This window comes from Thermoproteus thermophilus, from assembly GCF_055392855.1.
Window position 1 is genome coordinate 1,102,243 of record NZ_AP042466.1, and the last position, 23,434, is coordinate 1,125,676.

26 protein-coding genes and 1 tRNA gene are annotated in these 23,434 nt (G+C 59.1%); 12 read left to right on the forward strand and 15 right to left on the reverse strand.

The genetic code is table 11. The features are described 5' to 3' along the window. Positions 1–166: 166 nt before the first annotated feature. From ACZ5PA_RS06520 to ACZ5PA_RS06530, 3 genes are read right to left on the reverse strand one after another with little or no spacing between them, the layout of a single operon-like run. Positions 167–838, reverse strand: coding sequence for an ABC transporter ATP-binding protein (locus ACZ5PA_RS06520; protein ID WP_464929537.1), 672 nt, complete (start codon positions 836–838; stop codon positions 167–169). After that, the gene (locus ACZ5PA_RS06525; RefSeq protein ID WP_464929538.1) at positions 820–2,934 is read right to left on the reverse strand and encodes a COG1361 family protein; all 2,115 of its coding nucleotides are present in this window, start codon (positions 2,932–2,934) and stop codon (positions 820–822) included. Before ACZ5PA_RS06525 ends, ACZ5PA_RS06520 begins: the two co-directional genes overlap by 19 nt. A gap of 49 nt (positions 2,935–2,983) precedes the next feature. Further along, positions 2,984–4,231 (reverse strand): ABC transporter permease, encoded by a 1,248-nt coding sequence (locus tag ACZ5PA_RS06530; RefSeq protein WP_464929539.1) that lies wholly within the window; start codon positions 4,229–4,231, stop codon positions 2,984–2,986. An 88-nt stretch (positions 4,232–4,319) separates the two neighbouring features. On the opposite strand from ACZ5PA_RS06530, the gene ACZ5PA_RS06535 reads away from it, so the two are divergent. Then, positions 4,320–5,453, forward strand: coding sequence for an Nre family DNA repair protein (locus ACZ5PA_RS06535; protein WP_464929540.1), 1,134 nt, complete (start codon positions 4,320–4,322; stop codon positions 5,451–5,453). On the opposite strand, the gene ACZ5PA_RS06540 is transcribed toward ACZ5PA_RS06535, so the two are convergent. The 4 genes from ACZ5PA_RS06540 to ACZ5PA_RS06555 form a co-directional block, all read right to left on the reverse strand. Next, the gene (locus ACZ5PA_RS06540) at positions 5,454–7,088 is read right to left on the reverse strand and encodes a B12-binding domain-containing radical SAM protein (RefSeq protein ID WP_464929541.1); all 1,635 of its coding nucleotides are present in this window, start codon (positions 7,086–7,088) and stop codon (positions 5,454–5,456) included. A 123-nt stretch (positions 7,089–7,211) separates the two neighbouring features. Further along, positions 7,212–8,108, reverse strand: coding sequence for an ornithine cyclodeaminase family protein (locus ACZ5PA_RS06545; protein WP_464929542.1), 897 nt, complete (start codon positions 8,106–8,108; stop codon positions 7,212–7,214). 27 nt (positions 8,109–8,135) lie between these two features. Continuing rightward, entirely contained in the window at positions 8,136–8,309 is a 174-nt protein-coding gene (locus ACZ5PA_RS06550) for a hypothetical protein (RefSeq protein ID WP_464929543.1), read from the reverse strand. Next, a complete protein-coding gene (locus ACZ5PA_RS06555) occupies positions 8,294–8,674 on the reverse strand; it encodes a hypothetical protein (protein WP_464929544.1) in 381 nt (126 codons plus the stop codon). Before ACZ5PA_RS06555 ends, ACZ5PA_RS06550 begins: the two co-directional genes overlap by 16 nt. Before the next feature lie 29 nt (positions 8,675–8,703). Between ACZ5PA_RS06555 and ACZ5PA_RS06560 the strand changes: the two genes are divergently transcribed. Next, positions 8,704–9,666, forward strand: coding sequence for a hypothetical protein (locus ACZ5PA_RS06560; RefSeq protein WP_464929545.1), 963 nt, complete (start codon positions 8,704–8,706; stop codon positions 9,664–9,666). A gap of 141 nt (positions 9,667–9,807) precedes the next feature. Here ACZ5PA_RS06560 and ACZ5PA_RS06565 read toward each other — a convergent pair whose 3' ends face one another. After that, positions 9,808–10,629 carry an HD domain-containing protein gene (locus ACZ5PA_RS06565; protein ID WP_464929546.1) on the reverse strand — a complete coding sequence of 274 codons (822 nt, stop codon included), beginning with the start codon at positions 10,627–10,629 and terminating at the stop codon, positions 9,808–9,810. Between the two features lie 132 nt (positions 10,630–10,761). On the opposite strand from ACZ5PA_RS06565, the gene ACZ5PA_RS06570 reads away from it, so the two are divergent. From ACZ5PA_RS06570 to ACZ5PA_RS06585, 4 genes are all read left to right on the forward strand, one after another. Further along, a complete protein-coding gene (locus tag ACZ5PA_RS06570; protein WP_464931230.1) occupies positions 10,762–11,559 on the forward strand; it encodes a sulfite exporter TauE/SafE family protein in 798 nt (265 codons plus the stop codon). Position 11,560: 1 nt separating this feature from the next. After that, the gene (locus ACZ5PA_RS06575) at positions 11,561–11,938 is read left to right on the forward strand and encodes a DUF1634 domain-containing protein (protein ID WP_464929547.1); all 378 of its coding nucleotides are present in this window, start codon (positions 11,561–11,563) and stop codon (positions 11,936–11,938) included. An 83-nt stretch (positions 11,939–12,021) separates the two neighbouring features. Next, complete coding sequence (cutA, locus tag ACZ5PA_RS06580) at positions 12,022–12,333, forward strand: divalent-cation tolerance protein CutA (protein ID WP_464929548.1); 312 nt, start codon at positions 12,022–12,024, stop codon at positions 12,331–12,333. Between the two features lie 20 nt (positions 12,334–12,353). After that, entirely contained in the window at positions 12,354–13,589 is a 1,236-nt protein-coding gene (locus ACZ5PA_RS06585) for a 2,3-bisphosphoglycerate-independent phosphoglycerate mutase (RefSeq protein WP_464929549.1), read from the forward strand. A gap of 94 nt (positions 13,590–13,683) precedes the next feature. Here ACZ5PA_RS06585 and ACZ5PA_RS06590 read toward each other — a convergent pair whose 3' ends face one another. Together ACZ5PA_RS06590 and ACZ5PA_RS06595 are read right to left on the reverse strand one after the other, a co-directional pair. Then, the gene (locus ACZ5PA_RS06590; RefSeq protein WP_464929550.1) at positions 13,684–14,214 is read right to left on the reverse strand and encodes a GNAT family N-acetyltransferase; all 531 of its coding nucleotides are present in this window, start codon (positions 14,212–14,214) and stop codon (positions 13,684–13,686) included. A gap of 130 nt (positions 14,215–14,344) precedes the next feature. Next, positions 14,345–14,447 (reverse strand) — tRNA-Ile (locus ACZ5PA_RS06595). 143 nt (positions 14,448–14,590) lie between these two features. Between ACZ5PA_RS06595 and ACZ5PA_RS06600 the strand changes: the two genes are divergently transcribed. Next, positions 14,591–15,013, forward strand: a complete 423-nt coding sequence (locus ACZ5PA_RS06600) for an SRPBCC family protein (protein ID WP_464929551.1) — start codon at positions 14,591–14,593, stop codon at positions 15,011–15,013. Here the strand turns inward: ACZ5PA_RS06600 and ACZ5PA_RS06605 are convergent. Both ACZ5PA_RS06605 and ACZ5PA_RS06610 read right to left on the reverse strand, forming a co-directional pair. Then, a complete protein-coding gene (locus ACZ5PA_RS06605; protein WP_464929552.1) occupies positions 14,992–15,918 on the reverse strand; it encodes a hypothetical protein in 927 nt (308 codons plus the stop codon). The two genes, ACZ5PA_RS06600 and ACZ5PA_RS06605, sit on opposite strands and share 22 nt — an antisense overlap. Next, positions 15,915–16,085, reverse strand: coding sequence for a hypothetical protein (locus ACZ5PA_RS06610; RefSeq protein WP_464929553.1), 171 nt, complete (start codon positions 16,083–16,085; stop codon positions 15,915–15,917). Before ACZ5PA_RS06610 ends, ACZ5PA_RS06605 begins: the two co-directional genes overlap by 4 nt. A gap of 75 nt (positions 16,086–16,160) precedes the next feature. On the opposite strand from ACZ5PA_RS06610, the gene ACZ5PA_RS06615 reads away from it, so the two are divergent. Both ACZ5PA_RS06615 and ACZ5PA_RS06620 read left to right on the forward strand, forming a co-directional pair. Beyond that, positions 16,161–17,318: a pyridoxal-phosphate-dependent aminotransferase family protein gene (locus tag ACZ5PA_RS06615; RefSeq protein WP_464929554.1), complete on the forward strand. Its 1,158-nt coding sequence runs from the start codon at positions 16,161–16,163 to the stop codon at positions 17,316–17,318. Between the two features lie 35 nt (positions 17,319–17,353). Further along, a complete protein-coding gene (locus ACZ5PA_RS06620; RefSeq protein WP_464929555.1) occupies positions 17,354–18,559 on the forward strand; it encodes an MFS transporter in 1,206 nt (401 codons plus the stop codon). Here the strand turns inward: ACZ5PA_RS06620 and ACZ5PA_RS06625 are convergent. Beyond that, the gene (locus ACZ5PA_RS06625) at positions 18,501–19,544 is read right to left on the reverse strand and encodes a thermopsin family protease (RefSeq protein WP_464929556.1); all 1,044 of its coding nucleotides are present in this window, start codon (positions 19,542–19,544) and stop codon (positions 18,501–18,503) included. The genes ACZ5PA_RS06620 and ACZ5PA_RS06625 overlap by 59 nt on opposite strands. Positions 19,545–19,598: 54 nt before the next feature. Between ACZ5PA_RS06625 and ACZ5PA_RS06630 the strand changes: the two genes are divergently transcribed. Beyond that, entirely contained in the window at positions 19,599–19,955 is a 357-nt protein-coding gene (locus ACZ5PA_RS06630; protein ID WP_464929557.1) for a thioredoxin family protein, read from the forward strand. Continuing rightward, a complete protein-coding gene (locus tag ACZ5PA_RS06635) occupies positions 19,918–20,301 on the forward strand; it encodes a hypothetical protein (protein ID WP_464929558.1) in 384 nt (127 codons plus the stop codon). The genes ACZ5PA_RS06630 and ACZ5PA_RS06635 overlap by 38 nt, the downstream gene beginning before the upstream one ends. Here the strand turns inward: ACZ5PA_RS06635 and ACZ5PA_RS06640 are convergent. Together ACZ5PA_RS06640 and ACZ5PA_RS06645 are read right to left on the reverse strand one after the other, a co-directional pair. After that, positions 20,298–21,410 (reverse strand): MFS transporter, encoded by a 1,113-nt coding sequence (locus ACZ5PA_RS06640; RefSeq protein WP_464929559.1) that lies wholly within the window; start codon positions 21,408–21,410, stop codon positions 20,298–20,300. The two genes, ACZ5PA_RS06635 and ACZ5PA_RS06640, sit on opposite strands and share 4 nt — an antisense overlap. Before the next feature lie 38 nt (positions 21,411–21,448). Then, positions 21,449–22,252 carry a DsbA family protein gene (locus tag ACZ5PA_RS06645; protein WP_464929560.1) on the reverse strand — a complete coding sequence of 268 codons (804 nt, stop codon included), beginning with the start codon at positions 22,250–22,252 and terminating at the stop codon, positions 21,449–21,451. Positions 22,253–22,277: 25 nt separating this feature from the next. On the opposite strand from ACZ5PA_RS06645, the gene ACZ5PA_RS06650 reads away from it, so the two are divergent. Further along, complete coding sequence (locus ACZ5PA_RS06650) at positions 22,278–23,348, forward strand: AIR synthase family protein (RefSeq protein ID WP_464931231.1); 1,071 nt, start codon at positions 22,278–22,280, stop codon at positions 23,346–23,348. Positions 23,349–23,434: the final 86 nt, after the last annotated feature.

The following is a 23,434-nucleotide window of genomic DNA, read 5'->3' on the forward strand; positions in this document are numbered from 1 at the left end:
CAACGCTGGACTTTAGATCGAGGAAAGTTTATAACATAGCGAACGCCCTCTTCGCGGTGATGACTGGGCGACCTCGCCCGTAGTATGCGGAGTTTGCCGAGTGCTGACAGCTATCGCGTCCGTTGACGCATCTCGGCCAAGGCTCTGCTATGTCGAGTCCAAGCGGCTATTCGACGATCATCCCGTCCCTCAGGCGCACGACCCTATCGCAGTACTTCAAGAGCTCGAGGTTGTGGGTGACCATCACAATTGTGATGCCCAGCTCCTTCTTCAGCGAGAGGAACGTCTCCATGACCTTCACGGCAGTAGCGCTGTCGAGATTGCCGGTGGGCTCATCGGCTAGGAGCAGACGGGGCCTCGCCACTATGGCTCGCGCTATGGCGACTCTCTGTTGCTCGCCGCCGGAGAGCTGCGTCGGCTTCTTGCCGTAGAGGTCGGCCCGATCCAGCCCGGCTAGCTTGAGGGCCTCGACGGCCATCTCCCTCCTCTTGGCCTTGGGCACCCCCCTCAATATAAGGGGCAGCTCCACGTTCTCCAAGACCGTCATCCTGGGTATTAAGTAGAACATCTGGAAGACGAAGCCCACGTTCTTGTTGCGGAACTCGGCCAACTGGTCGTCGTTTAGGTCGTTTAGCCTCACGCCTGCCACCCACACCTCGCCCTTAGTGGGCTTGTCGATGCCGCCTATTATGTGCAACAAAGTGGTCTTGCCCGAGCCGGAGGGGCCCACGACGCATTGGAATATGCCTTTAGGGATGGCGTAGGTTATGCCCCTCAATGCTTGGTAGCTCCCGTAGTATTTGTGGACGTCTACAAGTCTTATCTCCTCCTCCGCCATAGGCCAATAGCTATCAAGACGGCGGCCACCACGACGATGGCGATAACGGCGATTGTGGCCGAGGAGTTAGAACTTGACACGGTGGTCCTTCCGGCGGAGCTCCTCGCAATGCGCGTGAAGTTGCCGCCGATGATCACGGGCAGTTGGACATCCTGCACGTAGTTGTTCCCGTATTGGTCCTGGTACGACACGACCAACGTCACGTTGTACCTGCCGGGCATCGTGGCGTTCAACGAGAAGGTGGCCGTCTGCGATTGTTGTTGCAATAAGCTGCCGATGTAGTTCAAAGTGGACGTTATGGGGGTTAATCCTCGAGGCGCCCTCAAGGATACTTGTAGGTTGTTGATCGATACGAAGCCGTTGTTGACGACGGTTATCGACACGAAGAAGGGCTGGCCCAGCTGAGGCCTCTGGGGCGTGACTGTGACGGACGAGACCAATATAGAGGGCCGTTGGAAGGACTGGACGTAGAAAACGCCTTGGGCTTGACCTGAGCCGAGCGGCGTCACGTAATACACGGTGTACTGGAACGGCAGAGAGCCCGTCTGACCTGCCGGCACCACGAAGCTTATGGGCACCTCGACGTAGCCGAGAGGCGGCAACGAGGAGAAGTTATACACCACAGTCCCCATAAGCGCCGGCGAGCTCGAGGCGGGCGCTATTACCAACACGCCCTTCTCTACGGGCACGTCGCCTTGGTTCACCAGCCTCACGACGATAGTTCTATTGCCTCCGGCCTCAACGGATGTAGGTATCGGCACTGCGAGGAAGATGTTGGACGAGACTACGGGTATATTCGCAGTGTATTGTTGCGTGCCCGCCGAGGTCTGTATAGTTGCCGAGACGGCGACTTGTTGAGACGTGGGGTACAACACCAGCGAATACGCGGCGCGGCCGACGCCGGATATGTACACTGGCATCGGCGCGTTGGCCGAGGCGCCGGACACCGTTATGGCAGCGCTGAAGTTGCCGGGAGCCGTTATCGTTATCGTGACGTTGTTAGCCGCGTTGGCTATGAGCATCTGGGGCGATATCGAGAGGTAGGCGAGCGCAGACGAGGGCTGGACCGCCTCGACTGTGGCCGACGTCTGGGCTGATTGTTGAAAGCCTTGTACCCAATAGTTCACCGAGGCTTGGAATACGACGGCTTGTTGGAGTGGGATTACCGAGATCGCCGCTGTGCCGACGCCGTTATTTATGGGCACGATTACTGGGGCTGAGGGCGCCGAGGCTCCGGATATGGACACAACAGCGGTGCCGTTAGCGTTGAAGGGGACGGCGATAGTGAGGAGCACTTGGTTGACTTGGCCTTGGTACAACACGCTCGGCGATATAGAGATCGTTGGAGGAGGCGGGCTCACGGCGGGTATCGGGAGCGTGTATGTGTAGGAAACGGGATTGCCCAAGTAGTCCTGGGACTTTATCGTTACCACTAGGGCGGCCGATGTGGAGTAGGGCACGACGACGATGGGCACCGAGGAGCTCCCCTGCAAGACGACGGGTGCTGCCGGCGAGAGCACGGCCGCCGATTGGCCCGAGATGGATATCTGGGCCGGGAAAGAATAGGGATCCGATATCTGCAACGAGAGCTTGCTCGGCATGCCCACATAGGCTACGCCCTGGAGCGACGCGGAGAACACGGGATACGGCGGGATGAAGACTGTGAGGAAGAAGGCGCCGGCCGCGTTCAAGACGCGGCTTAGATCCGCTCCGTATTTGGCGTTAGCGACCACTTCCAGAGGACAAGTGGCGTTGAGCTGCTCCGCGTAAAGCTGCATCTGCACGGCGAATATCGAGTTGGCCGCTATGCTCTGGACGAAGGCGGGCTGTCCGGGGGCTATGTAGGGGCACTGGGGCTGGAGGGTAAACGTCACGGCGTGGTAGGTACAAGAGGAGTAGAACGTAAGGGTTATGGCCGCCGAGCTGCCGTTGTATTGAGGAAGGGAGGTCCACTGGGCGTTGAGGAGGGTCAACTGCAACGTCGAGCAGTCCCCGCCCGAGGAGCCAGCCGAGCTTATCCGTATCAACGAGGGGCTGGCCGCTAGTGCCCCGTAGGCGACCAAAAGGAGGGCCGCGATCACGACGACCTTTTTCATGGGCGCTAGAGCGGGAGCATCTAAAAAAATAACTCACTATGAGTGAGGCCTACTCGTACCTCAAGGCGTCCACTATGTTGAGCCTGCCGGCCCTAACGGCGGGCGCCAAGGCGCCCAGTAAGTTCACGGCGAGTATTACCAAGGCCGTGAACGCCGCTATTCGAGGATCCGGCGATAGCGTGATGGAGCCGAACGTATTAACCCCGCCGGGAGGGCCGAAGCCTCTGAAGGCCCCTCTCGCCGTAGTAGTGGTGGTCTGGACAACGCCTTGAGCGTTTTGCCCAGCCAACGAGAAGAAGTTTATCTTGACAAAGCCCAACGGAGCCATCGCGATGGCCCCCACCGCTATGCCCAGGACGGCCACCATGAGCGCTTCGTAGAGCATTAAGGCCGTTATCTGCCTCCTCTTGAAGCCCACCGCCCTCAATATGCCGAACTCCTTGGTCCTCTGTATCACTGATATGGTCATGGTGTCGTAGAGCCAAAGCGCCGTGATGACTGTGGACACGCCCGAGACTAGGCCCAGGAAGAGCTCAAGCCCGGTGAAGAACGCAGTTATGGTCTGGGCGATGGACTGCGGCGAGAAGACTTCTGCGTTGGGGAACGCGGCCTTGAGGATGTTCTGTACTTGCGTTAGGTAGCTCTGGTCCTTCAAGGTCACCACGATGGTGCGGTAGGCGTCGATGCCCGTGATAGTCCTGAACTCGTTCACGTCGACTATCACGGCCGTCATCGTGTTCAACGCAGGGTTGGGCGTGCCCGACGCTATTATGCCGCCGGTCACCAAGGTATAGGTCTTGCCACGATAGCTCAACGCCACAGGCATCCCCAAATAGAGCCGTTGCGCCCCCGTGGCCTCGTCGAACGCCACATAATAGCCCATAAGCGCTAGGGGGCCCGCCACGGCGTTGGTCCCGGAGAGGAGGGCGGTGTTGGGCACCAGCGCCGATATGTTCTGCGCCGGCACCCCGTACAACGTCACGGCTACGCTGCTGCCGCCAGGCAGCTGGGCTATGGCCGGGGCCGAGGCCACTGGGACCACCGCCGTGGCGTATGGAGCTATGTAGGAAGCTATCGCGGCCACGTCGGCGTCTGTGAAGCTCTGCCCCACGATGTAGATGTTGTTCACGCCGAAGCTACTCGCGAAAAACGACTGAGTAGACGCGCGGAAGGAGTTCCCGACGGACAAGGCCACGGACAAGGCTATGAAGGCTATCGCCACGCCCGCTATCGCGCCCGCGGTCCTCCCCCTCCTCTCCCACAACGCCCTCCAAGCTAGTTGAAAACCCTCGAACATGCCAGTTAGCTCGCTCGGCTAGAAATATCGTACTCACTTGTGGTGAGTGGAACGAGAGGTTTATATCCAAAGCGGCAGTAGTTGAGAGATGTACTCTATCTGCGCCAAGTGCCAGGGCAGGAAGATGTTGTGCGGCTTGCCCAGATGCCCGATCGTGGAGAGGATAAAGGCCGTGAAGTCCTCCCTTTTCAAGATCAGGGGACGCGAAGTGTTCGGCGCTACGCCGCCCAGCGCCGTCGTGGGGGAGGCCGGGTGGCCGCGCGTGAGGGTATACATAGGCGAGCCGCCCGAGGTCGTCGGCGATGAGGCGAGGGCATACGACGACCCCAAACTGCTCTGGGGGAGGGAGCTCGAGGAGATACTGAGGCTCAGGAGCTATATGGCATTTGGCTTTAAGCAATCCTCCAGCCCTTGGGAGCTGGGCGAGTTGCCTCTGTTGGCCGTCTCCGAGAGGCCCGTGGACGTCGAGATGCGCTTGGCTAAACCCCCCGTGAATTCGCTCAAATTCGACTTGAGGGAAAAGCCCATGGGCCCTAGAGCGCCTCTAGAGGCCTTGAGGATAGACGGCAATCCCGCCGTGCCTAGGGCTGTGGACAAGATGATGTCCGACGACGTGAACGCCGGCGAGGCCGCGGTGGAGTTGTACAGAAAAGGCGTCGACTTGTATATCATACAGAGGGCCTTCGCCCTCGGCATGCTGGGCGCCCGGCATAGGAGGAGGCTCGTTCCAACGCGTTGGAGCATAACGGCGGTCGACGTGCGCATAGGCGACTTCTTAGCGGATAGGGTTAGGCATATGCCGGAGGTCTCCGAGGTCTTGTACGGATACGCAGAATATTTAGACAACCGCTATCTGGTCGTCGTGGCGCCGGGCCCTCTGCGGTTCTTCTACGTCGAGAGGTGGACGTATGGCGGAAAGGTCGCCGAGATAGAGGTGGTGGAGGACCCCAGAGGCAAGAGGAGCACCATGGACGGAGGCTACGAGGCGGCCAGGCTGGCCGTGCTAGAGAAGCTGGCATCCATGGGCAGAAGCGGCATGGTCTCCATAGTTAGATGGATAGGCGAACGTTATTACGTGTCTGTCGGCAATTGGCAAATAAGGGAGACCATCCGCCGCATCGAGCTGAGGCCCATCGACGAGGAGTACCGCAAATACGTCGCGTTGGTGGGGAGGGACCCGTTATCGATCAAAACGCCTAGGAGGCTCGACGAGTTCCTCTGATCACTCCTTGGCGCCGAAGGATATCCTGGTCAGCCAGTAGACGGCCTTGAGCACGCCCAACGCGTTGTCCAGATGAATCGACGATAACGCCAACGAGGACCTCCCCCTGGTCTCCTTGAGTTGTTGAAACATCCACTCTATCGAGTTGAATATCTTGTCTATCATATAGCTCACTATTTTGCTCACTATTTTGCTACGGGAGTTCTGGAGCAGCACAGGCGCCAACCTCCTCGTGACCTTTAAGTTATACCGCCAGCTGACGTATAGGATGTCCCAGAAGCCCTCCGGCAAGTACTCCAAGGTGGGATGCCTTAAGTGCCGCAAGGCCGAGGTGTACATAGGTATAACGGGAAGCGGAAAGACCCAAGCCACGAAGTCGTGGTCGATGATCTTCTCGACGAGCTCGAGGGTCTGTCTCGTATCCTCCTCGGTCTCGTCTGGATATCCTATGGTCATGGTGTACGCGGGGTAGATGTAGTTCTCGTTGAGGATCGCCGTGGCCTCCAGTATGAGGTCGTGCCACTTCTCGGGCGGATAGGGGTATGCTTTATTCCTCATGTATTTGTTGAGGATCCTCAAGCTGCCCGTCTCGAGGCCTATGACCGGCGTGTCGCCCTTGTCGGGCCCGAAGCCGCCGAGCTCGGCGATGGCCTTGACAGTCTTGGGCGACTCGACGACGGGCGCCGCCGAGACGTGGCTGAAGAATATGTGCCGCACCTTCATATCGCCTACCTCGACGGACCTTATGGCCTCGTACAGCTTCACTATCGCTTCGTGGTTCACCTTAAGCCTGTTCGGGCCGTAAGGCGATGTGCCGTACAACAAAACGTCGTCTGTTATCAAGTCGACTTGCGTCCAGCCCGCCCGCAAGTTGACCTCGACCTCCTTGACCACGGTTGATATAGGTATAGAGCGGAAGGTCACGGGCGTGATGGAGCAGAACTGGCAACCCCTTGGACAGCCCCTTGTTATCTGCACCTCGCCCAGACGCGCGGGGTTGACGATGGCCGGTATGTCCTCGGCCGCCGGGTACTCGTCGACGCCCGGCCTAATGACGGGCGGGACCTCCTCCCCGGCGAGTATCTTGGGGAGCCACTTGGGCAACGTGACCTCCACGTCCTCTATGAATATAACGTCGGCCCATCTAGGCTTGCCGGCCCTCATCAACTGCTCTACGCCGGGGCCTCCGAGTATTACCTTGAAGCCGTACTTCTCCTTGAGCCTCTCCACTCTCTCCCCGAGCTCTCTGAAGAATCGCGCCGTCCAGGTCTCCCCGCCGCCCAAGATGGTCGTCAGAAAGGTGCTGACGGGCGAAAGGCCGTAGGGGTCGTGCCCAGCGCTGACGCCGAGGAGCTTGGTCTTGGGCCCCACCGCGCGCTCCAGCCGCTCGGGCGGGACCACCGCGACGTCCTTATATCCCGCGTTGATGAGCACGGCCTCCACTTTCCTGAGCGCGTACGGCGCGTAGAGCGCCCTCCCGTCTCTGTCGGCCTTCATCGGCGGCGTGAAGAACTTGTCCATGAAAAGACGAGGGACGAGCCTGGCGGGCATACACGCGACGTAGCCCATCGAGGAGTTGCCGCCGTAATCAGTGAAAGAGGACCTATCGGCCGTGAGGACGAACTCCCACGGCATTATAATTTTTTTGGTTTCCTATTAATAAACGTTATGGCCATAGCGGAACTTCAAAAGTTTATAAAGTAGAAAAACTATATTTTTATATATCGAATATATATCGGAATTAATTTAAGATAGCCGCTAATCACGATAATTGGTGATGACAGGGTCGATGGATAGATCGATGACGCCAGGAAGAGACGGGCTGAGCCTCTTGTAGATGTGGTACAAGGCGGCTACGTCGAAGGGGGCGTAGCCCACCGACTTGTAGAGCGCGATGTCGCCTCTACGACACGAGCCCCTCCCCGCTACTAAGTCCTCGAGGAGCACGAGCTCTACGCCGGCCACGTCGTCGGTCTCCTCGGGGGCCTCGGGGCTATCTACCACGGCGCATTTGGCCCTCGCCTTGACCACGTCGTCGAGCTCCCGCACAGGCCTAGGGGCTCCGACCGATATCACTAAGGCGCCCGGTCTAAGAGACTGGCCTCGCACAACGGGCTCGCGGCTGTTCGTCGCCGATACTACAACGTCGGCCCTCAACGCCTCGTCCAAACTGGCGGCGTCCGCGCCTATCTTGGCGGCCAGCTCCCGGGCGCGCGATCTGCTATACACGAGGACCCGCGACGGCTTGAACACCTCCTTGAACACCTTTATGTGGTATTCCGCTTGTAGGCCGGCCCCAATAACGCCGAGCGTATCGGGCGAGGCTCCCAACAGCTTCGCCGCCAAGGCGCTAGCGGCGGCGGTCCTCCAAGCAGTGAGCTTAGTGCCGTCGGCCAAGACGAGGGGCTCACCCGTATCCACATCTATAAGCGCTGCCAAGGCCTTGACGGGGGGCCGTCCGCGAGGATATATGCCGACGAGCTTAGCCCCTATGCCCATCCCCTCCACGTAGGCGGTCATGGGGGCGAACCAGACGGAGCCGATCTCCAGGGCTTTGCGCGGCAGGACTTGCCTCCGCGCCCTCAACGCCGTCGCTATGTCCTCCACGAGCTCCTGCGCGTCGACCAGCTTATCCACATCTCGTACGAAGATCATAAAACAACCGCTAAGACGGCTTATAAGCTATTGTACCTCGATTAATAGATACAGCCCAGGCTCCCGGGCGGCCTTTTTGGCCTCGGCGGGCGCCTTGAAGAACCCCACTACGGAGAGGTCGGAGAGCCTCACTAAGGCCCAGCCGCGCCCGCCGCTCCTCTTGGCGATCTCCGCCGCTTTTTTAATCAGCTCCTCGAGCATAGGCGGCTCACCAGCTCGTTCAGCCCCTCCACTACCTGTTTGTAGAAGCCCGCCAACTCGTCGGGAACGGCGGGTAGCTCCACGCGCCCGCAATTGGCGTAGGCCCTCGAGAACGAGGCCGCCAAGGATAGGTCCAGCCCCGTGACGCCGCCCGCCTCGACCTCGCCATATATTAACGATATCAGCGCTATGTGGAGTGCGTGGAGCCCAGCCGCCTCGCCCAAGACGTCGGCGCCTAGGTAATAATCGCTTAACAAAAACGCCTTCTCTTTATGGATCTCCGACAACAACCGCTTGGCCTCCTCGACGTCCTTCTCGGCCAAGACCTTCGCGACAATATCCATATATTCCCCTGCCTGCCTCACGCTCTATAATTTAGCCCATTGATAAAAACGTGCAGGTTAGGGTCGGCGATAGGGTCTACGAGGTCAAAAGCCAAGCAGAGCTGGAGGCGTTTTGCAGAGAGCTCCGGGCCGCGTTGGAGGATAGATGCTCCTACAACTCTTGGTACATCAGAATCCCTCCCGATAGGCTGTTGGAGATATTGGCCGAGGCCTACCTCTCCCACTCCAAAGGCGAGGTGTCTGTGGCCCTCGTAGTGGGAAAGTATCTAGAAAGGCTGGGCTTGAGCAAAAGCCTCGTGAGGACCATAACGCCGACGTTGAGCGCGTTGGGCTTGTCCACAAACGGCGTGTTCTCGAGGCTGGCGGTGGAGGCGGGGCGCCTCGTGTACGAGGGGAAGCGAGGCGAGGCAGTGGCCGCGCTCCGCGCCGCCGCGCTCAAGAACTGCGTATTGCGCGACATTATCGAGAAGCTAGGCGAATCGTGCGACGACCTCGCCGGCGTTGTGGAGTCGGCGTTGAGGAGCTACGGCAAATCCCCCAGATCCGATGAACTCAAGTACACGGCCGAGCTTATCAAGCTAGTGCACCCTCCCTGCACGCCTTGTAGCTTCAACTGCGTCGACAAGGCGTCGATCTCGGCTTGCGGGCAGGCGTTAGTCGAAAGGGCCTTACACGACGCCTCTGACCTATTCGAGAAGCTCGACATATCGATACTCCCGATACATTTAACTCTTGCTAAAGTCAAGGAGGGCCTCTACGACGTGTTAGTGAGAGGGACGGGGAAGTTGGTGGGGCTCGTCGTGTTGGCCGATCCGGTGGAGGGCGGCCGTATAGATAAGCTCAAGGACGTCTCCAAGAGCTTGGAGGGCTTGGCGGGAGAGGGGCAATACGAGTTCTACATGAAGATCATACCGATATTGGAGGGGCAACCGCCTTGTTATAATGCGAAGGCCTTCGTCGAGGTCATCAGGGCGGATCTAGAGAGGGCCTCCAGGATTATGAAGTTGGCGTAAACCGCCGCGCGGTTCAAGGCTGCTGTCCTTGACCAAAAGCCGGTCGCCGTAGCCTCGTCTAGGCAAGCATCGGCGCGCCCTTGACGCCGAGCGCCTAGAGGGCGGAAAGCCCACGACGATTAATAGGCGCGAGGCCCGGTGTTATCTTATTACGTGGGTCGTTTCGAACGTTCGGACTATCCAAGGCCTTCCTTGTACAAACGTCCGGACCTCGACGTATGGCGCCAAGCCCGACGTGGCTATTTTCTTCCCCAACACCTCGTCCACTTGGAATATGCCGGTCTCCGAATCCATATGGACGTATATAGCCAACGGCCTATCGATTCCTCTACCCACGTAGACGCGCCGTATTGCGAGAGCCGACAAGGCGTGTATATCGTTCTTGCCTATCTCGTAGGGCATTCTGGCCCTCCCCTCGGCCATATCGGTGCCGTCCGCTATCTTGGCCACGGCGCCTTCGAAGGTTAGACACGTATACGCCTCGTCGTGGCAGAACACAATATGCATAACCTCTTGCTTGAGCATATACGCCTTCTTCGCGGCGCCGTATATGCGCTCTAGGATCTTGAAAGCCAGCCTATCGGTCAAAAGAGCAGAGTATATGGGGTGATGGGTCCTGTGTACCGAGTTGCCTATGTCGTGGAGGTATGCCCCTATTAACGTCACGACGAGCGAGTCCTCTAAATCGCCTACTCCGTCCTTCACGACGCTGGGCTGGAAGCCCTTGTCTAAGAGCACCTTGTATATGGCCATGGCGCTGCCGGCGACTATCCTGCTGTGGACGGGGCCGTGGTCGTTGTAGTGGAGCCTCTTAACGGCAAAGACGTTGGACATCTCCAAGTAGGCCTCTATCTCCTCGTCAGAGGTGAGGAGCTCCCACGCCTTCACGACCTTGTCGTATTTAGGGAGAGCCTCGTCTATCAGCTTTACGCCGACTTCGTAGAGTTGTTCCAACGCGACCACTCACACCAGCACGTCTGGTATATAAACAATTGCTAGGTAATTAAGTTTATAAAAACGCCCAGGTATTCCCACGTGATCGACGCGCTTACGCTCTTCGCGCTCTTAGTTGCGTCGAGCGTCGCGGCAGGTTTTATGGGATCGCTCACGGGACTGGGGGGCGCCACATTCCTAATACCTATATACGTGCTCTTCTTGGGCATACCCATACAATATGCGGCAGGCTCCAGTTTGATCTCCACCATAGCCACCTCGAGCGGCGCAGGCTCGGCCTATGTTAGGGATAGAGTAACTAACGTTAGGATCGGCATGTCCTTGGAGATAGCCACGACGAGCGGCTCCATAGTGGGCTCCCTCACTGCGGCTTGGGTCTACGCGCACCACCTACAGCGGGTGATCTACGTGGTCTTCGCCGTAGTCCTCCTGGGCTCTATCTATACGCAGATAACTAGGTCCAAGTTCGAGCTCCCCGATCCGAAACCGCCCGATCGGTGGACCAAATGGCTTCAGCTCTACGGGCGTTACTACGACCCGGCGCTGGGCAGGGAAGTGGAATACCACGGCGTTAGGTGGTGGCTCGGCGAATTGATAATGTTCATCGCTGGGGTTATATCAGGACTCCTAGGCATCGGCAGCGGCGCGTTGAAGGTGCTCGGCATGGACTGGGCCATGAACTTGCCCATGAAGGTCTCGACGTCCACCAGCAACTTCATGATAGGCGTCACGGCGGCCACAGGCAGCTCCATATACTGGCATTTCGGCTACATCCAGCCCTTCTTCGCCGCCGCCACAGCGATAGGCGTGCTTATGGGCTCCTTTATAGGGAGCAAGGTGTTGCTCAGGCTCAGGAACGTCACTATCCGCTATATATTCATGGCGATACTGGCGGCGCTGGGCGTCCAGATGTTGTTGAGGGGGCTAGGCTTTTACTAATATGGAGCTCGAGGACGTTATCGGGTACACCCTCAGAATCGGCGTATTGGTCAGCGTGGCCCTCATAATAGCTGGGCTCGTCCTCCTCGTCGTGAGGCCCCCCAAGCCTGGGCTGATATCACAGCTGGCCAACCCGAGATCGTCAATCAACACGTCGTCGATCAGCCCCATGAGTGTGGCGAGCGGCTCGGAGGGCCTCAACGGCCTCGACATAATCCTCTTGGGCCTAGTGGTGTTGATAGCCACCCCGGTCTTGAGAGTAGTCATGGGCCTCGCCCAGTTTGCGCGCGAGAAGAATTATATCTATGTTATTATAACTTCAATTGTTTTATTTAATTTAATTTTCTCAATATTTATACTTCCAGTATTTCTTAAATAAAATTAATTTTCCTTTTCTAGGAGAATCCGCGCCGCGTAGAGGCGGGCTCGCGCGAGGAGATAAATAAGGGAGGTCTATTGGGCATGGAGCGCGTCGTCGTGTACATAACAGCACCGAGGGAACACGGCGAGAGGATCGCCGCATATCTAGTGGAGAGGGGGCTGGCCGCGTGCGTGAACATAACACAAGTAACCTCCGTGTATAGATGGGAGGGGCGCGTGGAGAGGGACGAGGAGGTCTTGCTCGTGGTCAAGACCAGGAGGGATAAAATGAAGGAGCTAATCGCCGAGGTCAGATCTATACATCCGTACAAAGTCCCCGAGATAATCGCAGTGCCGATAGTCGAGGGCGATCCGGAGTACTTGAAGTGGATCGATGAATCTACCAATATTTAAATACGGAACGCCTAGACGCCATGCCCTCGGTGTTGTGGATATTGTTCGACGGAGGAGGGGATAGGCCCAAGAACGGCGTTACGCCCTTCTTCGTCGCTTTGAAGCCCGTCATAGACAAGCTTGCGTCGTTGGGCTCTTGCGGTATCATGGACCCGATATCCCCCGGCATTAGGCCCGGGTCGGACACTTCGCACTTGGCCCTCTTCGGCTACGACCCATATAGGTACTACACGGGCAGGGGGGCTTTCGAGGCCCTCGGCGCCGGGCTCGAGCTGAGGCCTGGCGACGTGGCGTTTAGGACAAACCTCGCCACAGTAGACGCTAGGGGGATCGTCGTCGACAGGAGGGCGGGGAGGTACATAGCCCCAGAGGAGGCGAGGGAGGTGGAATCGCTCATGGCCAAGATAGGCGAGGACGTCGAGAGGAAGTTCGGGGTCTCAGTGGTGTACAAGTCGACAGTAGAGCACAGAGGAGTCCTCGTGTTGAGGGGCGCGGTGTCCCACAAAGTCTCCGACACTGACCCGCACGTAGTGGGCGAGGCCGTTAGGCTGGCCCAGCCCTTGGACGGCTCCAACGAGGCGAAGCTCACGGCCGACGTGGTGAACTACATAACGAGGGCCTTCACAGAGCTGTCGAAGGAGCTCGAGGCGAACAAGAGGAGGGCCTCTAAGAGCGAGCCCCTCATAAACGCCGTGTTGGCGAGGGGGGCAGGATACATGCCGGAGATAGAGCCTTTGCGGAAGAGGTACAACGTAAGGGGGGCCGCCATAGCCGGCGTCGCGCTCATAAGGGGCGTGGCCAAGGCGGTCGGCATGGACCTCTACAACGCCGAGGGCCTCACCGGTACTAAGTTCGACAAATTCGAGGAGGCCGTAAAGCTCGCGGTGGAGCTCCTCAAGAAATACGACTTGGTCTTTCTACACATCAAGGGCACGGACAGCGCCAGCCACGACGGGGATTTCAGAGGGAAGGTGGACGTGATAGAGAGGCTGGACGCCGCCTTGAGGCCCTACGAGGCGGTCTTGGAGGAGAACTACGTAGTGGTCACCTCGGATCACGCGACGCCCGTGTTGGTGAGGGAGCACACGGGAGAGCCTGTGCCCATCATGCTCTACGGCCCTGACGTGGTGAGGGACGACGTGGGGAAGTTCGGCGAGCTCACTTGTTGGCGCGGCGCCTTGGGCAGAATAAGGGGGATCGACGTAATGCCCACAATAGCCAGCTATTTGGGGCTGAGCGAGAAGTTCGGCGAGTAGTATGCGGCTCGGCCGCGGGCGGGCCTTTCATTCAGCCGCGCCGACGCGCGGCGGTCCGGCCCAGTAATAATAATAAATAATTTCAAGCTTTTCGCTAGAGGTCCGCCAACGATCTGGCCATTATATACGCGTCCTCGCCATCGCTGTAATATCGCGGTATCCTCCCGGCGATTTCGTAGCCGAGCTTCTTGTAGAGGGATATGGCCGGGGTGTTGCTCACGCGTACTTCTAGGAAGACCTCCTCGGCCTCGTAGAAGACCTTCATGGCCTTCATGCCCCTGAGCATCATGTTAGTGGCTATGCCGAGCCTCCTCGCGTGGGGGAGCACCCCTATGGAGACCACGTGGCCCTTCCTGGCGGCTTTGCCCTTATTTATATAGCTCCAGCCGTACTCCACCCTGTTCATCATATAGCCCACCACCTCGCCGTTCATCTCGGCCACTATGAAGGCCCTCGGGAAGGACATGTGGTGCTCCACGAAGAACCACTCGGGGTAATTCTCGGGGAGGACCCTCCTGTTTATCGACACCACTGCGTTGAGGTCTTGCATTTTGAACTCGCGGATGACATAACGCCTACCGTCCTTGCCCACGAACTCTTGGGGCCCCTCTAGGGCTATGTACACACGCTTGAATTGGCCAGTATTTTAAATATCGATGCGGTGCGCGACGTCGGCCGACTTGGCGGCTCGGTTTGTCGATGCGCCTCATGGACGTGAGGAGGCCGGGGACAGATCCACATTTCGATGAAAATAGTGGGCCCGCCGGGATTTGAACCCGGGGCCTCCCGGTTATGAGCCTTGCGCGGGACGGCCGGGACTACGTCCCAGGGCGCTCTACCTAGCTAAGCTACGGGCCCCTTCCGTTAAAATATAAGTGGAATTTAAGCTTTTCCGCAACGCCTTAGCGCCCGCTTTGCGGGCCGGGGCGTAATCGTCGAGTCGGCACCGGCGCTCGCCTCTAGTCGGCATAAAGCCTTTTTACCCGTGCATACGTTGGGCGGTGCTGAGGGCGATAAAGTTCAAGGTAGAGCGCAGGGTCGACGATAGCGAAGCAGCGTGGCGTCGCCTCTCCAGGCTCGAGGATATGCCCAAGTACTGGGGCGGCCACAAACGCGTCGAGGTTATCGGGGTCAACTCGGGGATCTACTCCTTGAGGATAAAGTTCGCCTTCCCGGGCCCTTCGAACGAGGGATACGCCGAGGCCGTCGTGGACGAGGCCGCTAGGGAGGTCCTCCTTAATTACATAAGAGGGCCCTTCACCGGCGTGGTGAGAAATTCCGCGAAAAACGGCGTGTTGGCCAGCGATTGGGATATCCTCCTACACCCCTTGTTTCTCCCCCTGAAGCCTTGGATAGCCTCCCACTTTAGAAGGGGGGCCGAGCACGCGCTGGAGCGTTTAGCTCAAGCCCAGACAGAGGCGTAGAACGGCATCTCCCTCAGGAGCAAGCGCCTCCTCCTCAACCCCGCCGCCTCGAGAACCCCCTCTATTTCCTCCCTCGAAAACACGCGGAGCGCTCCCGCCGCCGTGTTTATGGCCAAGAAGCCCGGCATGGTCTCCACTACTGGTTGCCCCACGTACATCAAGGCGTTGGGGGCGGCGCGTTTAATGCAGATGAGCTCCTCGACGGGATCCTCCATCCAGTGCAAGACGTTGAAGAGGAGCACCTCCTCAACCGCTAGTCCGGCCAACACGTCGGCCACTTCGCACGCGGTAGCGGCCTCGAAGACGCATATCCCGAAGCCGGGGCAACTTCCCACGGACACGTTGGGGGCGACCTCCAGGAGCGCCTCGACCGCCCCCTCCTCGGCCTCGTAGCCCGCGTACAGCTCGGGCGCATAGCTGGCGTATATGTCCACGGCGTTGTGGCCGCCCCTCATCTTGGGCTCGAAGACCCTCCTCCCCTTGAAGCCGGCCGCCTTGAGGAACTCGTCCCTCCAGAGCTTGTACCATCCTTGGGCTTGCATGGCCTCGAACAAAGCCCTCGCGGCCTCTAAATCGCCCTCCAACACTTTGCGGAAAACGGCGTCGAAGGACTTATGAAGGGCGAGCCACTCCTGGGCGTATGGACCTCTGGGAGTCTCCGGCATATCCAACCTCTTGATCACCCTCCCCTTCTCGTCTATATAGCCATGATGTAACAACGATCTATAAAGGGCCTTGGCCGTCGGCGCCTCGGTCTTCCCAGCAGCCACGGCCTCCTCCCACCACTTCACGGCATACCAGACGCTCCAGTGCAAGGCGTTGACCATGTCGGAGATCCCGCCGGCGCCTGCTAGATAGCCCTTGAACCTCCTCAACATGCTCAAGGCGTCCATCAACGAGATCATAGGCACTTCAAGATCCCCATCTTCTCCAAGCGCAAGAGGAGGAGCTTGGTAGAGGCGTCGACACATGGGCAGCTAAAGGCCTCAAGCACCTTCCGCTGGACGTCCTCGGGCAGAGCCGAGAACTTATCGAAATCGATGATATCGCAGTCGAGGACCTCCCGCCTCACGTTTTGCTCGGGCGGATGCCTTTTAGCATCTATTACACGCGAGCATGAAATATATAACGCCTTCCCCGGTAGTCCATGCGGCCGTACACCGATAGGCTCATAATGACGCCCGGCCCCACGGAGATCCCGCACAGAATCCGCTCCGCGCTCATTAAAGAGACCACGAACCCTGACCTCGATCCCCAATTCCTCGAGCTCTACAACTCGGCGAGGGCCAAGCTCAAGAAGCTCATAGGCGCCGAGAGGGCGGACCTCTACGTGTGGGTCGGCGAGGCCATGTTGGGCCTCGACGCGGCCGTGGCGAACACGGTCAAGGAAGGCACCAAGGTGTTGGTGGTTGACAACGGAGTCTACGGCGAGGGGTTCGCCGATTTGGTCAAGCTGTACGGCGGCAAGCCCATCGCGCTGGGCCTAGACTGGAGGAGGTCGGTGGATCTACACGCTCTGGAGAGGGCCCTCGAGGTAAACAAGGACGTCGAGGTGGTCACGTTGGTGCACTGCGACACGCCCTCCGCCATATTCAACGACTTGAGGGAGGTGGGGAGGATCGTGAGGTCCTTCGGGCCTATCTTGGTGGTGGACGCCGTGTCCAGCATAGGCGCCGCCGAGGTGAAGTTCGACGATTGGGGCGTGGACGTGTTGATAGGAGGTAGCCAAAAGGCCCTCAACGCACCCGCGGGCCTCACGATCTTGGCGATAAGCGAGAGGGCTTGGGAGAGGTTCAAGAAAGTCTCCCGCGGCTCCTTCTACGAGAACCCCTTCCTCTGGAAGGAGATGTTGGACGAACGGGGCGTTTTCCCCTACACCTTCTCCGACGTCCTCCTCTACGCGCTGGACGAATCGCTAAGGGCTCTGTTCGAGGAGGGCCTCGACTCTGTCTTCGCGAGGCACGAGGCCGCCAGGAGGGCCTCGAGGGCCGCTCTAGAGGCCATGGGGCTAGAGCCTTATCCGGTAGACGTCTCTTGCACTTGTCCCTCAGTGTCGGCGTTCTTGGCGCCGGGCGGGATCAAGCCGTCGGACGTGCGGCGTGTTGCGTGGGAGAAATACGGAGTCATGATAGGCGGTAGCTGGGGCAAGTTAGAGGGCTCGGTCCTCAGAATAGGACATATGGGAGTCCAAGCCTCTTACGCCCATCTAGCCGTAGCCTTCACGGCCTTGGCCAAGGCCTTGGCCGATCTGGGCTATAAAGCCGACTTAGGCGCCGCCCTAGAGGCCTTAGCCTCTCAATTTTGACGAAAGCATTTTTAGAAGGTCTTTCACTCCTCACAATGAAGAGGCTCTCGGCGTCTTACTTGCCGGTCTTAATCGCGAGGTTCGGATCGGGGGCCGGCGCGGCGGTGACCTCATTCCTATTCCCCGGCCAAGAGCTCGCGGTCGGCGCCATATTGGCCGTCTACCCGCTCCTGGAGGCCTTGGGCTCGTTCGTCGCTGGGAGGTACGCGGATAAGTTCGGCAGGAGGCCGGCCATGGTGCTCGGCTATTTGGCCAGGCTAGCCGCAATGGCGTTCATGTACCTCGCGCTGGAACGAGGCTGGGGCCCTCTAGAGGTCGGCATCATAAACGCGGCCGCCGGCTTCTTCACGTCCTTCATCTTGGTCTCCTCCTTGGCCATGGTGACCGACCTCACCGAGGTGCACAACAGAGGGCTGGGCATGGGGGCGTTCGAGCTGGCCAACTTGGGGGGCTACGCCATCGGCTACGTGGCCGGCGCCGGGATGTTCCAAGCCTTGGGCGGGGCCGGATCCTTCGCGGCCTTGACGGTCTTCACCGCCGTCTTGACCCCGGCGGTCCTCGCGATGGCAGAGACGGCGCCTATGAGGGGGCTCGAGATACCCCTCAACCCGTTCAAGGGCCTTCCGCCCGCCACGTGGCCCGCCATACCGCTCTGGTTTGCCCTAACTACGTTCATAGGCATGGGGATATACTCGGGCAGAGCCATAGCCAACGCCTTGTCGTCCTCCTCGAGGTTCGCCCATTTACAGTCGGGGGTCTTGCTAGCGGGCGCGCTCATCGTCGTCGGCATCGGCGCAGTCATCTTCGGGAGGCTCTCGGATAGATGGGGCAGGGAGAGGACCTTGAACTTGGGCATAATGGGCGTCATGACGGCCTTAATAGTACTCGCCGGGCTTTTAGCGCTCAACATATCGCCGCTTAAGGCCGTGGCCATCGCGTCGCCCTTGGTGTTCTTGGCCTCCGCAATAGCCCCATCGGTGTTGGCCATCGTGGGCGACCGCGCCCTTATAACCATGAGGGGAACCGCCATGGGCCTCTACAGCGTAGTCCTCGGCGTCGGCATGGCCATAGGCGCCGTGTTGGGCTCCTTGGCCGCAGTCGGCGGAGGGCTCTTAGGCATAGTCCTCGCCGCGCTCGCCGTCTTCTCCACGGCGACTGTGCTCTACGCCGTCCTCAAGCTGATCACGAGGAGATTCGCACAAAGATATAACGGCGATAGATCTCCGCGCCATTCGCCTTGAGCACGGCTGTTATGTTATAGACGCCCGGCGCCAACGCCGCGTAGCCCGCGCCGATCCTCGTCCCGTTGACCAAGACAGTCCACTGCCCATTCGGCGGCGTTAAGATCACCGAGACGCCTCCAGCCGCCCGCGCCACGGACGCCTGGGGGCTCCACAAGAGCATCGCGTCGGATCTCCCTGCTATCTGAACGGCCTTATCGCCCTCGGCGTATTCGGCCAAGCCCTCCACTGGGCTTATCCCCTCGGCCGTCGCCGGCGACTCGGAGCCAGAGTAAGCGCACGGCGACGCGTACCACTTGCCCTCCGCCTCATAATAGAGGGCCATCCAGCCCCTCCACTTGGCCACATACGCCGTGTAGCCCTCGCGGGGCCCTGCGACCACCCACTCCAGCTCGCGCCCCGGGGCCACGTAGAAGAAGACGGCGCCGGGGAGCTCCACGACATCGTAAAGGCGCCGCACCCCGTTCACCTCGTAGTAGAAATAGAGGGCCGAGCCGTTGGCCTCTATCGTTAAGCCGAAATCCGCCGGGAGCTCGACCTCGCCTATAGTCGAAGAGCTCTGATAGGCCGCCACGACGCGCCCGTTTTTTTGATACACCACGATGTTGCCGCTACCCTTGGCCTTCATGTCGCCGTAATTGCTTATGTTGAAGATGTAATCGGCGGCCGCTAAGTAGTAGGTCCCGTTCAAGTATGTAATCAAGAGGATGTCCTGGACCCAATATTCGGCATCCCCCGACTCGGCGAAGGCGTTTAGCTGCAACGAGATGACGTTTATTGGGGAGCTCGGGCCAATGGAGCGGAAGACGGCCTCGTCGATATGGGCAAGCCCCATAACCCCCGTCGTGGCGTAGCTGTACGAGAACACGCCGCAACTCCCCTTGTCCACAACGCCGACGACGAGCGCGGCCGGTCTGTCCAAATACCGCGTTGCCGCGACGGCCAAGACCGCTAGGGCTATAAGCAAACTGATCCGGGTCCTCACGCCAGCCCGTCCGCTACGCCCTTAAATCTTATAAGGCCCGCGTAGCCCCTCGGCGTGGAGCTCGTCCTAGTCGACGACGACGCCGCGCTGGACCGCGCTCTGGCCGGGTGCGAGCTCGCGCTCGTCTTCTTCAGCGGCCGTCAGTGCGCTGTCTGCATCAGCTTCGAGAAGATGCTCAAGGCGATATGCAAGGGTTATTCCAGCATTTGTTGCATAAAGGCGTACTCCGACAACGCGCCCGGCCACATCAAACAGTTGGGGATAATGGGGGTTCCGGCCCTAGTAGGCTACGTGAACGGTAAACCAGTGATGGCCGCGTCAGGCCTTCTGCAAGCCCCGACGATAAATATGTTCATAATATCGTTAATTAGACGTGGACAAGGTCGTCTCTGTGCTGAGGATCTTGGCTAGGGCCTACTTGTTGGGCAACTGTTGGCGATGCGCGGACGTGCTCAGCAAACTGGCGTCGGGTCCTAGCGCCGAGTCGGCGTGGGTTTTGTTGAGGGAGGCATACGCCTTGGCCAAGGCCATCGCCTCGAGTAGACAAAGGCTGGGCGACCTCGAATGTTGCGTGACGGCGCGCTTGGGGTCCGGCCTAGAGCCCGATGTCTGCCGGATCTACGGCGGCGTCCCGATAGGGGATCTCTGCTGCGCGGCCTGCGCCGATGTGCCGCCCGAGGAGGAATACCTCGAGGCTGTCGGCGAGGTCGTAGAGAGGGGGCTCTTGGCCAGGGCCGTGGCGCTCGCGCAGACCTAGAACAAGAACAAGAAAGACGTGCCCAACCGCGCGAAGGCTGCGCCTATCATCATCTCGCGTATGAACCTCTCGCTGTAATTGCCAGCGTGGGCCAAAATAGCGCTCGAGAGCTCGGCGCCGACGAGGGCCCCCGCCGCGTTGACTAAGTTGTAATAGCCCAAGGCCTTACGCCTATCCTCTGCGTTGTCCACCAAATAGGCGAAATAGGCTATGTTGGATATAGAGCCGCCGAACCCGTAGAAGAGATAAGCGGCGTAGATCTGGTTGACGTTTGTGGCAACGCCGTATATGAGAGGCCACAACGTGAAGGTGGCCCTCCCCAAGAAAAGGGATAGGCGCATGTGTTTATCCACGAACTTGCCCATGGCCCTCTGAAAGGCCAAATTGGAGGCCACGGTGATTATCTGTACTATAGCCACTTGGAGGCCTGTCATGTGGAACACGTAGACTTGCGCGAGGGGAAATAGAGGCCACGCGAAGGACCAAGTGACCATGAAGGCGAAGTTGTCCGCGTAGAATTTGAGGAGCCGTTTGTCGATTTTGCCCCGCGGAGGCTTTGGCCCCTCGTCGTACTCGACGCCGAGCTTGTAGAGCTGCACAGTATTAGCGGCCGTGAGCGCGGCGGCGGCCTCGAGCGCCAGCCTTATGGCCAAGGGGTTATCTCTGATCAAGAAGCCTGTTATAAGCGTCGCCGCCAAGCCTCCCAGCGTTGAGTAAAACGAGAACTCCGCAAGCGAAACGCCCCTTCTTCGTCTGCTATATTGCTCCATTATGAGGGACCAGCCGTATCCCGAAATGCCGAGGGAGGCCGTCACTACCACGTAGAGGGCCGTATAGGCCGCGTGGACTTCTGCGAAGGCCGCCATCAACACAAGCGCCGCGGCCGAGGAGAGGTTGGCCGCCAAGATCATCCTCAACGGGCGCCACCTCTTGAACGAGACGAGGAAGGCCGAGATGTTGTTGAAGACCGTGCCGGCGGATGTGATTAGCCCCAACATCAAAGGCGGGACGCCGGTAGAGGCCGCCACGAAGCCCACGAAGGGGCTGTATAGATTATTAGCAAAGCTCTGGGCAGTAGAATATGCATATAACCGCCTAGTGGTGGACACAACGTGCATCACTTACGGTTAGATATACGTTTTCCCCTCTATTCTCTGAATATAACGAAGAGGGGCGTCCCCAACATGTTGTCGGGTATGCCCAACGTTCTCGCCTCCGACGACACTGCATTGACCGCGCTCTGCGTCAAGGCGATTAGTTGTTGGGGCTGTGCGCTGATACTGCACTGCGGATACCTTGATTGGATATAGGATAACTGGGCGAGGGGATATACGTCGAGTAGGGTGGAGTTGCGCGTTTGGATATACTCCGCTATGTACGCGACGGCTAGATCGTAGATGGAGGAGAGCGCGTCGTAGAACTGGGCGGCCCCCGTTTTGTTGTATATACACGTCAGCCCTAGCCACGTCTCGACGCCCGCCATGAAGCTCTGTTGAGGACCTCCTTGTAGGTATCCTAGTACGTGGGTCGGGAAGAATCTGACCGCGTATAGGACGGTGCCGTTCTGCACGTATTGCCTCAGGGCTTGGCCGTAGTCGGCCTCAAACAACGCGCAGTACGGGCACGTGGGGTCCAAGTACTCAATGACGATCACTTTCGCGTTCCTCGAACCGACCACGAACGAGGTAGACGTCAAGTTCTTCAGATATTGGGCTTGTTGTTCCGACAACCTGACACCGATACAGAGCGTCTGGCCTTGGTACGCGATGGAGTTCTGGAAGACGCCGCGTTCGACCAGCCCTATGGCTTGAAGAGGGGCTGGCGAGTAGCCGGCGCAGATATAGGCTATGCCGACTCCGCCGCCTTGGCCGCCTCGTGCTAGATAATACGCGAGGGCTCCGCCTATCGCTGCCGCCGCGATTATCGCGATGATTATAGCCAGCTTGTTCATGGCGCAGTGCCTACCCCGCTTATATATGTGTTTTCTTAAAAAGCGTAAACGAGGAGCGCTCATGAAGCTCGGGAAGATAACCAGCGACGTGTTCAGCTCGGTGATATACCCGAGGCTGGGCGCCAGGAGACGGGAAGTGGTCGTGCCTCCACAACACGGCGTAGACGTAGGCGCCGTGGATCTCGGCGACGGGAGAGTCCTCGTGGTCAAGACAGACCCCGTGTTCATAGTGCCCCAGTTCGGCTTCAAGAAGGCGGCTTGGTTCGCCGTACATATCCTGGCAAGCGACGTCATGACGTCGGGCATACCGCCGCAATACGCCGCCATCGACCTCAACTTGCCGGTCTCAATGACGGACGAGCAATTCGCCGAGATGTGGGAGGGGCTACACGAGGCCATGGAGGAGATAGGCGTGTCCGTAGTCGCGGGCCACACAGGGCGTTACGAGGGGACGGACTACCCCATGTTAGGGGGCTTCGCCATGTTCGGCGTAGGCCCCAAGGAGAGGCTCGTTACGACCAAGGGCGCTAGGCCGGGCGACCAAGTGGTCATGACCAAGGGGCCGGCCATCGAGGCCACGGCGCTTTTGGCCAACTTCTATCCCGATTACTTCAAGAAGAAGTTACAGCCCGACGTCTTCCAAGAAGCCTACGACCTCTACTGGCAGATGTCGTGTTGGAAAGACGGCCTCGTGGCGTCTAACGTGGGAGTACACGCCATGCACGACGCGACCGAGGGCGGCGTGTGGGGCGCGCTTGTCGAAATCGCTGAGGCGAGCGGCGTGAGGATAGAGGTGTACGAGGAGAGGCTGTTCATGAAAAGGGCGGTGGCCGAGCTGACGAGAGTCGTGGGTATAGATCCGTGGACTTTGATATCGGAGGGCACCCTCATAATAGCCACGGACCGCGGCGATGAAGTCGTCGAGGCGTTGAGGAGGGAGGGCATAGAAGCGGCCATAATAGGGGAGGTCAAGGCCGGAGGCCCAGGGGTGGTGCTCAGGAAGAGGGACGGCTCGGCCGAGCCCATAACGCATCCACGTGAGGATCCGTTCTGGAGGGCGTTCAGCGAGTTGGGCAAGCTCCTATCCGGGAGATAGGCCTTTTGAGCCCCGCTCCTCTGGCCGCGTCTAGGCCGATGAGAGGCCCCGTTGTGTCGCTTGAGCGATGACTCGCCGCTGACGGA

Coding starts and splice junctions, on each gene's coding strand:
- ACZ5PA_RS06520 (WP_464929537.1), bottom strand. CDS start 838: ATGGCGGAGGAGGAGATAAGACTTGTAGACGTCCACAAATACTACGGG.
- ACZ5PA_RS06525 (WP_464929538.1), bottom strand. CDS start 2,934: ATGAAAAAGGTCGTCGTGATCGCGGCCCTCCTTTTGGTCGCCTACGGG.
- ACZ5PA_RS06530 (WP_464929539.1), bottom strand. CDS start 4,231: ATGTTCGAGGGTTTTCAACTAGCTTGGAGGGCGTTGTGGGAGAGGAGG.
- ACZ5PA_RS06535 (WP_464929540.1), top strand. CDS start 4,320: ATGTACTCTATCTGCGCCAAGTGCCAGGGCAGGAAGATGTTGTGCGGC.
- ACZ5PA_RS06540 (WP_464929541.1), bottom strand. CDS start 7,088: ATGCCGTGGGAGTTCGTCCTCACGGCCGATAGGTCCTCTTTCACTGAT.
- ACZ5PA_RS06545 (WP_464929542.1), bottom strand. CDS start 8,108: ATGATCTTCGTACGAGATGTGGATAAGCTGGTCGACGCGCAGGAGCTC.
- ACZ5PA_RS06550 (WP_464929543.1), bottom strand. CDS start 8,309: ATGCTCGAGGAGCTGATTAAAAAAGCGGCGGAGATCGCCAAGAGGAGC.
- ACZ5PA_RS06570 (WP_464931230.1), top strand. CDS start 10,762: ATGGGATCGCTCACGGGACTGGGGGGCGCCACATTCCTAATACCTATA.
- ACZ5PA_RS06575 (WP_464929547.1), top strand. CDS start 11,561: ATGGAGCTCGAGGACGTTATCGGGTACACCCTCAGAATCGGCGTATTG.
- cutA (WP_464929548.1), top strand. CDS start 12,022: ATGGAGCGCGTCGTCGTGTACATAACAGCACCGAGGGAACACGGCGAG.
- ACZ5PA_RS06585 (WP_464929549.1), top strand. CDS start 12,354: ATGCCCTCGGTGTTGTGGATATTGTTCGACGGAGGAGGGGATAGGCCC.
- ACZ5PA_RS06605 (WP_464929552.1), bottom strand. CDS start 15,918: ATGATCTCGTTGATGGACGCCTTGAGCATGTTGAGGAGGTTCAAGGGC.
- ACZ5PA_RS06615 (WP_464929554.1), top strand. CDS start 16,161: ATGCGGCCGTACACCGATAGGCTCATAATGACGCCCGGCCCCACGGAG.
- ACZ5PA_RS06620 (WP_464929555.1), top strand. CDS start 17,354: ATGAAGAGGCTCTCGGCGTCTTACTTGCCGGTCTTAATCGCGAGGTTC.
- ACZ5PA_RS06645 (WP_464929560.1), bottom strand. CDS start 22,252: ATGAACAAGCTGGCTATAATCATCGCGATAATCGCGGCGGCAGCGATA.
- ACZ5PA_RS06650 (WP_464931231.1), top strand. CDS start 22,278: ATGTGTTTTCTTAAAAAGCGTAAACGAGGAGCGCTCATGAAGCTCGGG.